Origin of the sequence: Pseudomonas sp. 86_A (assembly GCF_017491705.1) — a bacterium.
Lineage (GTDB): Bacteria > Pseudomonadota > Gammaproteobacteria > Pseudomonadales > Pseudomonadaceae > Aquipseudomonas > Aquipseudomonas koreensis.
The window spans coordinates 184,990-197,215 of record NZ_JAFGYS010000016.1 but is presented as its reverse complement, the minus strand read 5'-3'; the positions used below and the strand labels follow the sequence as shown (position 1 = coordinate 197,215).

The following is a 12,226-nucleotide window of genomic DNA, read 5'->3' as shown; positions in this document are numbered from 1 at the left end:
TCACTGCTTGATGAGTCTTGATGGTGCTCATATCTGCAACCCCACGCGCATCAGCCAGGTTTCTGGCTCGTGCTGCAAACCGTTGGGGGTGTTGAGGGCGCGCTGGTAATCGACGTCCACTTGCAGATTCTTCCAGCCCAGGTTCAAGCCGACGCTGGCGCCACTCAGGCGTTGACCTTGCGCACCGTGGTCGGCCTTGAGCCAGCCGTTGTCGAGGGCCACGCGCGGGGTGATCTGCACTGGCCAATCGGTGCGCAACGGCAGGCGCAGGGTGTTGCGCCAGATCGCGCCGCTGGCGCCGGAGGCGCTGCTGACCCGATAGCCGCGCACCGCCGAATCGTCGGTGCCGAGCAACTGTTCGATGGCCGGCAACGGGTCAGGGCTGTATTGCAGATTGAGCTGGCTCTGCCACTGCCACGCTTGCGCGCCGAACTGGCCGTTGCGCCATTGGCTGAGGCCGGCGCGGTACTTGCGAAACTGCGCCTTGGGCAAATTGTTGACCGCGTGATTGGCGTCGTCATCGGCGCCCAGCCAGCGCAAGCCTTGCGAATAAGTGACATCGAGGTTCCACACCGCACGGTCGAGCCAGAACAGATTGAGTCCGGCTTCGGCCACGGTCAGGGTCGGGCTCTGAATGCCCAACCGGGCGTTTTCCAGATAGCTGTCGACGTCCTTGTGCGCCAGTTGCAGGTTGGCGCTGAGCTGGCGGCTCTGGTCGCGCCACAGCACGCGGTCGGCGCGCAGGCTCAATTGATCGGTGATGCCGGTGCTGTGGAACGTCACGCTGGGCAGTTTGAACGGCGCGCGGTATTCGGCGTGGCTGGCGAACACGCTGTAGGTCCAGTAGCCGTAGGGAATCGCGTAATACAGGCTGGCGTTGCGGTTGTAGCGGTCTCCCTGATTCAACGTGTCGCTGGCGCTGAGGCTCAGCAGATCGTTGAGTTGCAGCGGGCTGTCGAAACTCAGGCTGACACTGTTGCGATCACGCCCGGTGCTGGCGCTGCCGAGGTTGTCGATGCCCAGCCCTATGGCCCAACGCGACTGTCCGGCCGTGCGCGAGCGCAGGATGATCCGCGACGCGCCGGGCTGGCTGCCGGGGGCGATGTCGGCGGTCAGGTCAATCGAACGCAGGCGGTTCAACTGATCCAGGCCCTGCTCCAGATCGCGCAGGTTCAACGGCTGGCCGAGCATATGCGGGAACGCACCGCCCAACGACACCGGCAGACTCTGGTCGGCCAGTTCGATGGACTCGATGTAGCCCTCGTCGATCATGATGTCCAGCGACTGCCCCGCCGCTGGCGCGCTCAACAGGTACGGGCGGCTGGCGATGTAGCCCTGCTCGACATAGGCGGCGGTGATGGTCGCCAGCAGATGGTTGATCTGGCCAACGCCCATGCACGGCGCCAGCAGCGGTTTGATTCGGGCGTTGAGTTTGCCGCTGTCAATCAGGGTGACGCCGCCGATGCGCGTGCCACTTAGCGGCCAGCAGCGTTCATCGGGGGCGACAGTTTGCGGGATTGCCGGGGTGGCGGGCGCCGAGCCGAACGCACCGCGCTCCAGTTGGCGCTTGCGTTGCTCCATCTGCAGTTGTTGCAGATCGCGCTGTTGCTGTTGTTGCTGGCGCAGCGCTTCCTGGCCCGGCGCAACAGGGTCAGCCGCTTGAATCGAGGAGGCACACACACTCAACACAAAGGCCGACAACAGCGGGCAACGCGTGGAACGACGACGAGAAACAGCGCGAAGCGAATACGGCACGCAACATCCTTGCAATCATAAAATGGCGTAATGCCACCCCATCAATGCGAGTGATAGTCAGAGCCTTCCTACACAAATGCAAGACGCTTCCTACAGCGCTTACATTTCTTAAACATTTGATTTTGCTGCGTTCAACACCGTGGCCTCAGGGTTTCCCCGAGAGCATTCATCGAGTTTTCGCATACCTGGCCCGAATTACTGGCGCCCTTCAGCAAGCGCAACCGCTCCAAACCCTGAGCCTCGGCAGGCAACTGACGACCGGCATGAAAATTCAATTGCCACAAAATATTACTCACGCCATATTACAGCCGTAATAACTTCTCGCTTCGCAGGTATTACGCCATGACCAGCATGCCCACCCTTGAGCCCGACCTGTCTGCTGCGGTCCCCTCCGCCAGGCCCCCACTGCGCAAACGCCTGTTGCTGCCCGGCGTCGGCCTGATTGCCATGGTGGCTGTCGGGGTGTACGCCACTCACTGGTGGGGCACCGGGCGTTTTCTGGAGGAGACCGACGATGCCTACATCGGTGGCGACGTCACGGTGATCGGGCCGAAGGTCGCCGGCTACATCGAAGAAGTGCTGGTCAGCGACAACCAGCCAGTCAAGGCCGGTGATGTGCTGATCCGCCTCGACGCGCGCGACTACCGCGCCAACCTCGCCAAAGCCGAAGGCGCAGTCGCCGCCGAACAAGCGTTGCTGGCCAACCTCGACGCCACCGAACAACTGCAGCAAGCGGTGATCGGTCAGGCCCGTGCCGGCATCGATGCGGCGGGTGCCGAAACGGCCCGCTCGCGGGACGACAACGCGCGCTACAAACGCCTGGTGAGCACCAATGCCGTCTCAGTGGAAAGCGCCCAGCGTGCCGACGCCACCTTCAAGACCGCCCAGGCCCTGAGTGCCCGCGCCCAGGCCGAACTGCTCGCCGCCCAGCGCCAACTGGCGGTGATCGACACCCAGAAACAACAGGCCCGCGCCGCCCTGCAACAAGCCCGAGCCGAGCGTGATCTGGCGCAGTTGAACCTCGGCTATACCGAACTGCGCGCACCGGTCGATGGCGTGATCGGCAATCGCCGCGCGCGGGTCGGCGCCTATGCCCAGGCCGGTTCGCAGCAGTTGTCGGTGGTGCCGGCCAGCGGGCTGTGGGTCGATGCCAATTTCAAGGAAGACCAACTCGCCAGAATGCGCCCCGGGCAACGGGTGAGCATCCGTGCCGACGTGCTCTCCGGCCAGGAATTCCACGGCCGCCTCGACAGCCTCGCCCCCGCCACCGGTTCGCAATTCAGCGTGCTGCCGCCGGAGAACGCCACCGGCAACTTCACCAAAATCGTCCAGCGGGTGCCGGTGCGGATCCTGCTCGACCCGGCCGACGGTGTGCTCGGTCATCTGCGGCCAGGGTTGTCGGTGACCGCCGAAGTCGACACCCGCGCGCCCGCTGAAACCCGCGCCGTGGCCGTCGCGCCATGAGCACTGCCCTCGCCGCCCCGGCGCAGCCGTTCAACGCCGCCGACATGGCCACCGCGACCAAGGTGTTCGCCTTCGCCACGATGTGCATCGGCATGTTCATCGCGCTGCTGGACATCCAGATCGTTTCGGCGTCGCTGCGGGACATTGGCGGCGGACTCTCGGCCGGCACCGACGAAACCGCGTGGGTGCAGACCAGTTACCTGATCGCCGAAATCATCGTGATCCCGCTGTCGGGCTGGCTGTCGCGGGTGTTCTCCACGCGTTGGCTGTTCTGCGCCTCGGCGGTCGGCTTCACCCTGGCCAGCCTGCTGTGCGGAGTGGCGTGGAACATCCAGAGCATGATCGCCTTTCGTGCGCTGCAGGGCTTTCTCGGCGGTTCGATGATCCCGCTGGTGTTCACCACGGCGTTCTTTTTCTTCACCGGCAAACAACGGGTGATTGCCGCGGCAACCATCGGTGCCGTGGCGTCACTGGCGCCGACATTGGGGCCGGTGATCGGCGGCTGGATCACCGATATTTCCTCGTGGCACTGGCTGTTCTACATCAACCTGGTGCCGGGGATTTTCGTCGCGGTGGCGGTGCCGATGCTGGTGAAGATCGACCAGCCGGAACTGTCGCTGCTCAAGGGCGCGGACTACTTGAGCATGGTGTTTCTCGCGCTGTTTCTCGGCTGCCTGGAATACACCCTCGAAGAAGGCCCGCGCTGGAACTGGTTCAGCGATCAAACGATTCTGACCACGGCATGGATCAGCGCTCTGGCCGGTCTGGCCTTTATCGGACGCACGTTGCACGTGGCCAATCCGATCGTCGATCTGCGCGCGCTCAAGGACCGCAACTTCGCCCTCGGCTGCTTCTTTTCCTTCGTCACCGGCATCGGTCTGTTCGCGACGATTTACCTGACGCCACTGTTTCTCGGGCGTGTGCGCGGTTACAGCGCGTTGGACATTGGCCTGGCGGTTTTTTCCACCGGGGTGTTCCAGATCATGGCGATTCCGCTGTATGCCTTTCTCGCCAATCGCATGGATCTGCGCTGGATCATGATGATCGGGCTGGGGCTGTTTGCGCTGTCGATGTGGGAGTTCAGTCCGATCACCCACGACTGGGGAGCCGGTCAGTTGATGTTGCCGCAAGCGCTGCGCGGGATCGCCCAGCAATTGGCAGTGCCGCCAGCGGTGACACTGACGCTGGGCGGGTTGGCACCGGCGCGGCTGAAACACGCCTCGGGCCTGTTCAACCTGATGCGCAACCTCGGCGGGGCCATCGGCATTGCGGCGTGTGCGACCGTTCTCAATGACCGCACCAACCTGCACTTCACCCGGCTGGCCGAGCATCTGAACAGCAGCAACGAGGCGATGAATCAGTGGCTGACACAGGTCACCGGCAACCTGGCGACGCTGGGCCAGAGCGGTGACGTCGGCATCACCGCCGGCCTGCGTCAACTGTGGCTGCTGACCTACCGCGAGGCGCAGACCCAGACCTACGGCGACACCTTCTTGATGATCATGCTGTGCTTCATCCTCGCCACGGCGATGGTGCCCTTGATGCGCAAGGTGCAACCACCGGCCGCGCCGAGTGCGGATGCGCATTGATGTCACGTCCCTGTAGGAGCTGCCGAAGGCTGCGATCTTTTGATTTTGCTTTTTAGAAACAAGAGCAAAAGATCGCAGCCTTCGGCAGCTCCTACAGGTGTGTGTGTTGCGGCTTAGAGTTGCGGGGTTTTACGGAAGCCCACCGCCAGGCGGTTCCAGCTGTTGATCGTGCTGATCGCCACGCTCAGGTCGACCATTTCCCTGGGCGTGAACTGCGCGGCGACGATGTCGTAGTCTTCGTCCGGGGCGTGGGTCAGGCTCAGTTGGGTCAGCGATTCGGTCCACAGCAGCGCAGCGCGTTCACGCTCGGTGAAGAACGGTGCTTCACGCCATGCGGTCACCGCGAACAGCCGGCGTGGGGTTTCGCCGCCCTTGATCGCATCGGCGGTGTGCATATCGATGCAGAAGGCGCAGCCGTTGATCTGCGAAGCGCGCAGCTTGACCAGTTCGACCAGGGTCTTTTCCAGCGGCAGTTTCGAGACTGCGGTTTCCAGCGCGATCATCGCTTTCAGGGCGTCTGGGGAAGCGGTGTAGAAATCGGTACGAGCTTTCATGGTTGAATTTCCGGGGCCAGTGAATGTGTGACTAAGGTAGTCCCGCCACGGCCCCGGACAAATAGCCAATCTCCCGGAAGACGAGTAGACCACCCCGTCACACGCGATTGCGCAACCACTGCAGGAAGCCGGTTTTCGCCACCACAGCCGGCACGTCCTGGGTCAGCGTCTGGGCCTTGTGCAGGCGGTAATCGAGCAAGGCCTTCATCGCTTCGTTGATGTCGTGGCGGGCATCCAGGCACGGCTTCAGGTAGGTCTTCTCGATGCGGTACAGCGCGCAGAAGGTTTTCGCCGCGAAGGTCGCCGGCACCGAGGAGTCGGACAGGATGCCGGCCTCGCCGATCACCTCCCCCGGCCCCATGCGCCCGGATTCGAACGGGCTGCCATGGCGGGTCAGGGTCACGCTGACCACACCGGATTCGATGATGAACAAATGATCGCTGACCTCCCCGGCGTCCAGAATCGTCTCGCCGGCCCGGAAGGTCTGCAGGGTCATGTTCTGGCTGAAGGTGTCTTTCTCTTCCTGGCGCAGGGTGGAGAAAATCGGCGAACTGTCGAGCAGCGCCCGTGGCCGCGAGAGGTTGCCGGAGACAATCGGTTCGACACTCGACAACAGATTGACCCCGGACGCCTGCAAGTGCCGATAGGCCAGATCGAACAGTTGGTTGCGCACCGAACGCTTCTCGTCCATCGACGAGACGAACCCGCTGATTTCATATTCCGCGCCGGCACTGCTGGAGCTCTTCAGCGCCACGCTCGGTGAGGGATTGTCCAGCAGCGGACGGCAGCCCTGCATCGCCCGCTCCAGCGCATCGATCACCGTATTCGGGCGAGCATGCGGGCTGACCTGCACGCTGACCGCCACGCCGAACATGTTGCTCGGCCGGCTGAAGTTGATGATCTTGGCCTTGGCCGCCAGCGAGTTGGGAATCACCGCCATGCTGCCCTGACTGGTTTGCAGGCGCGTGGCGCGCCAGTCGATGTCGATGACCCGCCCTTCGGTGCCGTCGATGGAGATCCAGTCATCGATCTGATACGGCTTGGTGGTGTTGAGCACGATCCCGGAGAACACGTCGCTCAGGGTGCTCTGCAACGCCAGACCCACGATGATCGCCAAGGCCCCGGAGGTCGCCAGCACGCCTTTGACCGGCAGATCCAGCACGTAGGCCAGCGCCGCAATGATCGCGATCAGGAAGATCACCGCACCGAGCAGATCCTGCAACAGCCGCCCGGTGTGCCCGACCCGCTGCATCATCACCGCGCCGATCAGCACGGTCAGGGTTCGCGCGCCGAACAGCCACCAGCCGATCTGCAACCCGGTCGCGGCCAGGTGCAGCGGCACGTTGTCGGCCCACGGCGCCGGCTCCATGGGATTGAGACCTTCGTTGAACAGCACCGCGCTGAACAGGCCGAATATCAGCACCCGCACCAACAGCTTCCACTCGCTGCCACGGGAGCTGATCAGCCGCCACAGGCCCAGATCGAGGAGGATCAGGATCAACGCGCAAAACAACGGATGTTCGGTCAAGAAAGACAACATCAAACCACTCCGACACGGGCCAATCGCGAGAAGATCGCACAGATTGGCTCAGTGTAGGAGCAATTGATCTGGCAGGATGAATCCGTTCCCGGAAACACCCCACCCCCCTGTGGGTTTACCCGTGCATTCGGCCGAAACGCCCGGACTGGAAGTCGGCGAATGCCTGATGAATTTCCTGCTCGGTGTTCATCACGAACGGGCCGTGGCCAACGATCGGTTCGTCGATCGGCTCGCCGCTGAGCAGCAACACCACCGCGTCCTCGCTGGCCTCAAGTGACAACTGGCGACCGTCGCGTTCGAACAGCACCAACTGCCCTTGCTGCGCAGTGTCCTCATCGTTGATCCTGACCGAACCTTTCAACAGCACCAGGGCGGTGTTACGACCTTCGTGCAGGTCCAGCGTCAGCAGTTTTCCGGCCTTCAGCCGCAGGTCCCAGACGTCGATCGGGGTGAACGTCCGCGACGGCCCTTTCTGGCCATCGAACTCACCGGCGATCAGGCGCAGGTGGCCGGCATTATCCTTCAGCGCAATATTCGGGATGTAGCCATCAAGAATCGTCTGGTAACCGGGCGCGGCCATTTTGTCCTTGGCCGGCAGGTTGACCCACAACTGCACCATTTCCAGCTTGCCGCCGGTTCTGGCGAACGCATCCGAATGGAACTCCTCGTGCAGAATGCCGGACGCCGCCGTCATCCACTGCACGTCGCCGGGGCCGATGGTGCCGCCACTGCCAGTGGAATCCCGGTGTTGCACTTCGCCGTCGTAGACAATGGTCACGGTTTCGAAACCACGATGCGGATGCTGGCCGACGCCACGGCGCTCGGTGGTCGGGCTGAATTCGGCAGGTCCTGCGTGATCGAGCAGCAGGAACGGGCTGATGTGTTTTCCCAGGTTGTCGTAGGAAAACAGGGTGCGAACCGGGAACCCATCGCCGACCCAATGGCCGCGAGGGCTGGTGTAGATACCGATGATGTTTTTCATGGTTGCCTCCAAAAACGTGGGTGACGCAATGGATTAAGCTTAAATCCATGACGGTCGGAGGACTAGCCGGCAAAAACCGGCTTTAGTGTTCCATATGTAGAACAGTGCTACGCCCTTCGCGAGCGATCACCCCCCTGTAGGAGCTGCGGCACGCTGCGATCTTTTGAACCTGAAAAACAAGATCAAAGGATCGCAGCGTGCCGCAGCTCCTACAAGATTCATGACTTCTGCTCAACAGTGCTTTGTCCCGCCGGCGGTTTTTCTCCAGGAAGCAGACGCGGATACTCGTGCCCATTCCCACTGCAACCCTGGAGTCATCAATGTCTGTTCCCGCTTTTGGTCTGGGTACGTTTCGCCTGCAAGGTCAGGTGGTCATCGATTCGGTGAGCACCGCGCTTGAACTCGGTTACCGGGCCATCGACACCGCGCAGATCTACGAGAACGAAGCCGAGGTCGGTCAAGCCATCGCTGCCAGCGGCATCGCCCGCGAAACGCTGTTCATCACCAGCAAGATCTGGATCGCCAACTTCGCCGGGGAGCGCTTGATCGAGAGCCTCAAGGAGAGCCTGCACAAGCTGCAAACCGATTATCTGGACCTGACGCTGATCCACTGGCCATCGCCACAAGACCAGGTGCCGGTCGGCGAGTTCATGGCAGCGCTGCTGGAAGCCAAGCGTCTGGGCCTGACCCGGCAGATCGGCGTGTCCAACTTCACCATCGACCTGATGCAACAAGCGATCACCGCCGTCGGCGCCGATCACATCGCCACCAACCAGATTGAGCTGCACCCGTACCTGCAAAACCGCAAAGTGGTCGAGTTCGCCCGCAGCCAGGGCATCCAGATCACCTCGTACATGACCCTCGCCTACGGCGAAGTGCTCAAGGACCCGGTGATCCAGCAGATCGCCACACGCCTGCAAGCCACCCCGGCGCAAGTCACCCTGGCCTGGGCCATGCAGTCGGGCTACGCGGTGATTCCGTCGTCGACTAAACGCGCCAACCTGCAAAGTAACCTCGGCGCGACCGCGCTCTCCCTGAGCGACGCCGACATGGCGCTGATCGCCACGCTGGAGCGCGGCCAGCGCCTGACCAGCCCGAAAGGCATCGCCCCGCAGTGGGATTGAACGATCAGGCCTGAAGGCGCTGCGCAAGGCTGAGCATCGCCTCGCGCAGCGCCGTTGTCGGCGTGCCGAGCGCGGCTGGCTCGGCGTCCTGGCACGCCTGCTCAAGTTCGACACACGCCGCCACCACCCGCGCCGCACCGACCATTTGTGCGCCACCCTTGATGTGGTGGGCCAGCTCCCGCAACCCTCCCCGGTCACCGCGCCCCAGCTCATCGAGCCTGTGCAGGTCGCGCTGCAGGCTGCGCCGTACCTCTTCGCGCAAGTGCTGGATCATCGACGAATCCGCCCCCGCCAGTTGCTCCAGCGCACTCAAGTCGATTTCCGTCAGGGCTGGCGTGGCGGGCCCCTCGGTTTCATGCTGGATGGCGCCGCACAAGGCCTGACCCAGGTCATGCAGACGAATCGGCTTGAACAGGCAGTCGTCCATGCCGGCAGCCAGGCAACGGGCCTTTTCCTCGACTTGCGCATTGGCGGTGAACCCGAGGATCAGGCAGCGCGCCCGACCGGACACGGCCTCTTCTTCACGGATCAACCGGGTCAGTTCATAGCCATCGAGCCGTGGCATGTTGCAGTCGGTAATCAGCACATCGAATGACTGCGCGCGCCACAGGTCCAGCGCCTGCCTGCCGTCCTCGGTGTCGACGGTGCGGTGCCCGAGTTCACTCAGTTGCCAACACAGCAACAGACGGTTGACCGGATGATCGTCGACCACCAGCACGTTCAATGAGCACGCGGCGCTGAGCGTTGGCTCGGATGCAGCCTCTGGCTGCGCGAGGGGTGCCAGCAGCGGCAATTCGAGACGGATGTCTACCCGCGTACCACGGCCCGGCTCGCTGTCGAGTTGCAAGGTCCCGCCCATCATTTCGCACAGGCTGCGGCTGATCACCAGACCGAGGCCGGAACCGCTGCGCACCGAATGGGGATTGTTGCCCGCCTGCACGAACGGGTTGAACAAGCGCTGCCGGTCTTCGGCGCTGATGCCGATACCGCTGTCCTCGATCGACACGTTCACGGCCAGCCGCTCGCCCGTCACCGCGCTGACCCGCAGGCGCAGACTGACTGCGCCCGCCTCGGTGAACTTGATCGCGTTACTCAGCAGATTCGACAACACTTGCTTGAAGCGTGTCGGGTCGATCAGCACGTCAATCGCGCTGTGGGGGTCGAGTTCGATCTGCCACAGCAGCTGCTTCTGGCGCGCCAGGCCTTCGAACACCCGACACACCGACAGCACCAGATCGCGCAGATTGGCCCGCTCCGGTGCCAGTGACAGATGCCCCGATTCGATGCGCGCAATGTCAAGAATATCGCCGATCAGCGCCAGCAACTGCTGGCCGGCACCGGACGCCACCTGAATCGCCAGTCGGTCGGTCACGCCTTCGTCGGCGCGCTTGAGGGCCAGTTCGAGCATGCCGATCAGGGCATTCATCGGCGTGCGGATCTCATGACTCATGGTCGCCAGAAACGTGGTTTTCGCCCGATTGGCATCATCGGCGGCCTGCTTGGCCTCCTGCAGTTGCCGCAGCCATTGCTGGCGCTGGCGAATCTGCCAACGCTGAAAGCCAATCCAGGCCAACGCCAGTAACAACAGCCCGCCAGCAGCAGCGAAGCCCTGCAGGATTTCTCGCCGATGGCGCAGCCAGTAACTGTCCTCTGGTACGACGTCGTGGCTCCAGCGCTCGATCAACTCGTCCATTTCCTGCGGCGCAATGCTCAGCAGCGCCTTGTTCATGATCGTGTGCAATGCCGCGGCCTGCGGTGCCGTGGCGAAAGCGATACGCGCCGGTTGATCGCCCACGGTGGTGGTGATGTGCAGACGCTCGCGGTACTGACGGGCGATCAGGTAGCGGGCGACCAGCAACGAACTGATGGTCGCATCCGCCTGGCCGTTCGCGATCAGCGCCATGCCGTCGGCCGGTCCTTGGGTGTCCACCAGCCGGATAAGCGGGACACGCTCGAGCAGGAAATCACGCAACGGATGTCCGCGATAAATCGCCACACGCTTGCCCGCCAGATCATCAAGGCTGCGTGGGCTCTGCGCCGTCGTCGCGCTGATCAGCACAAACGGATTGTTCAGGTAGGCGCGGGTAAAGCGCAGCTCGAGTTCGCGCTCGCGGCTGGGCGTCACCACAGGCAACAGATCGAGTTCCCCGGCCTTGAGCTGCTCGATCTGCCGATCCAGTGAACGACCACGCACGATCTCGAATTTCAGCCCGCTGCGCTGCCCGATCAGGCTCAACAATTGCGCCGCGAGCCCTCGGAAACGCCCGTCGGCGTCGAAGAAAGTCAAAGGTGCGAAATCCTCGATGGCCCCCACCCGGATCACCGGATGCTCATCCAGCCAGCGCTGTTCCCCGACACTCAGTTGCACGTGCGCCTGCGCGCTGACTTCCGCAGGGCCGACGCTCCAGCGTTGCTCGATCATCAGTCGGCGTTCCATGGGAATCGCCAACAGCGCCTTGTCGACAATGCGCTTCATGCTCGAGTCGCGGCGCAGTAATGCAAAGCCGAACGGGTTGGCGTCCAGGCCTGACGGCCCAAGCAGTTGCAGGTCGTTGCGATAATTGGTGTTGATCAGGTAATTGGCGCTGATGTAGTCGCCCAGGTAAACATCGTCGGCACCGAACGCCACGGCGCCGAGCGCGTCCATGGCCGATGCATAGCGTTGCACCGTGGCTTTGGGATAGAACGCCTGCACGCTTGCCAGCGGCAGGTAATCCTCGACCATGGCAATGCGCTTGCCCGCCATGTCCGAGGGTAATGTGTCGTCGAGCCGTGTGGCCAGCATCGGCTGATCCTCGGCATACGCGCGCGACAGGACCAGATCGGGCTCGGCAATTTCAAAGTTGTTGGAGGTGCCCAGCAGATCCACGTCACCGCGCCTGAGCGCTTTTATCAGCACATCGCGCTGGGCATAGCGCCGCACTTCGATCCTGATGCCCAGCACTTGCGCGAGCATATCGGCGTAATCGGCGGTCAGTCCTTCCAGGTCCTGATGGTTGCGCGTGATCTCGAACGGCGGGTAATCGGGACCGGAAATGCCCATGTACAGCACCGGGTGTTCGCGCAGCCACTGTCGATCCTGTTCATCCAGCCGCACCTGGACATTTTCCAGGCGGGTACGGGTCAAAACGTCGAGCACCTGCGGTGTCTCGCTGGCCCAACAAGGCAGCACAGCGCTCAACAACAAGACCAGGATCCAGCGCCAGTGGCTCATGCGT

General features: G+C 62.8%; 8 protein-coding genes. 3 read left to right on the top strand and 5 right to left on the bottom strand.

The features are described from left to right. Positions 1–27 precede the first annotated feature (27 nt). Positions 28–1,755, bottom strand: coding sequence for a ShlB/FhaC/HecB family hemolysin secretion/activation protein (locus J5M57_RS23815; RefSeq protein WP_207849608.1), 1,728 nt, complete (start codon positions 1,753–1,755; stop codon positions 28–30). Positions 1,756–2,097: 342 nt separating this feature from the next. Here J5M57_RS23815 and J5M57_RS23810 point away from each other — a divergent pair, with 342 nt between their 5' ends. After that, entirely contained in the window at positions 2,098–3,219 is a 1,122-nt protein-coding gene (locus J5M57_RS23810) for an HlyD family secretion protein (RefSeq protein WP_207849607.1), read from the top strand. Further along, positions 3,216–4,808 carry a DHA2 family efflux MFS transporter permease subunit gene (locus J5M57_RS23805; RefSeq protein WP_207849606.1) on the top strand — a complete coding sequence of 531 codons (1,593 nt, stop codon included), beginning with the start codon at positions 3,216–3,218 and terminating at the stop codon, positions 4,806–4,808. The genes J5M57_RS23810 and J5M57_RS23805 overlap by 4 nt, the downstream gene beginning before the upstream one ends. A 113-nt stretch (positions 4,809–4,921) precedes the next feature. Here J5M57_RS23805 and J5M57_RS23800 read toward each other — a convergent pair whose 3' ends face one another. From J5M57_RS23800 to J5M57_RS23790, 3 genes are all read right to left on the bottom strand, one after another. Beyond that, complete coding sequence (locus J5M57_RS23800; protein ID WP_207849605.1) at positions 4,922–5,362, bottom strand: carboxymuconolactone decarboxylase family protein; 441 nt, start codon at positions 5,360–5,362, stop codon at positions 4,922–4,924. A gap of 97 nt (positions 5,363–5,459) precedes the next feature. Next, positions 5,460–6,902: a mechanosensitive ion channel domain-containing protein gene (locus J5M57_RS23795; protein WP_207849604.1), complete on the bottom strand. Its 1,443-nt coding sequence runs from the start codon at positions 6,900–6,902 to the stop codon at positions 5,460–5,462. A gap of 115 nt (positions 6,903–7,017) precedes the next feature. Next, the gene (locus tag J5M57_RS23790) at positions 7,018–7,884 is read right to left on the bottom strand and encodes a pirin family protein (RefSeq protein WP_207849603.1); all 867 of its coding nucleotides are present in this window, start codon (positions 7,882–7,884) and stop codon (positions 7,018–7,020) included. A 320-nt stretch (positions 7,885–8,204) separates the two neighbouring features. Between J5M57_RS23790 and dkgB the strand changes: the two genes are divergently transcribed. Beyond that, the gene (gene dkgB / locus J5M57_RS23785; protein WP_207849602.1) at positions 8,205–9,008 is read left to right on the top strand and encodes a 2,5-didehydrogluconate reductase DkgB; all 804 of its coding nucleotides are present in this window, start codon (positions 8,205–8,207) and stop codon (positions 9,006–9,008) included. A 4-nt stretch (positions 9,009–9,012) separates the two neighbouring features. On the opposite strand, the gene J5M57_RS23780 is transcribed toward dkgB, so the two are convergent. Continuing rightward, positions 9,013–12,222, bottom strand: coding sequence for a transporter substrate-binding domain-containing protein (locus tag J5M57_RS23780; RefSeq protein WP_207849601.1), 3,210 nt, complete (start codon positions 12,220–12,222; stop codon positions 9,013–9,015). Positions 12,223–12,226: the final 4 nt, after the last annotated feature.

What these genes read in the sequence shown, in the direction of transcription:
- J5M57_RS23805 (WP_207849606.1), top strand. Translation starts at nt 3,216, where the DNA reads ATGAGCACTGCCCTCGCCGCCCCGGCGCAGCCGTTCAACGCCGCCGAC.
- dkgB (WP_207849602.1), top strand. Translation starts at nt 8,205, where the DNA reads ATGTCTGTTCCCGCTTTTGGTCTGGGTACGTTTCGCCTGCAAGGTCAG.
- J5M57_RS23790 (WP_207849603.1), bottom strand. Translation starts at nt 7,884, where the DNA reads ATGAAAAACATCATCGGTATCTACACCAGCCCTCGCGGCCATTGGGTC.
- J5M57_RS23810 (WP_207849607.1), top strand. Translation starts at nt 2,098, where the DNA reads ATGACCAGCATGCCCACCCTTGAGCCCGACCTGTCTGCTGCGGTCCCC.
- J5M57_RS23780 (WP_207849601.1), bottom strand. Translation starts at nt 12,222, where the DNA reads ATGAGCCACTGGCGCTGGATCCTGGTCTTGTTGTTGAGCGCTGTGCTG.
- J5M57_RS23800 (WP_207849605.1), bottom strand. Translation starts at nt 5,362, where the DNA reads ATGAAAGCTCGTACCGATTTCTACACCGCTTCCCCAGACGCCCTGAAA.
- J5M57_RS23795 (WP_207849604.1), bottom strand. Translation starts at nt 6,902, where the DNA reads ATGTTGTCTTTCTTGACCGAACATCCGTTGTTTTGCGCGTTGATCCTG.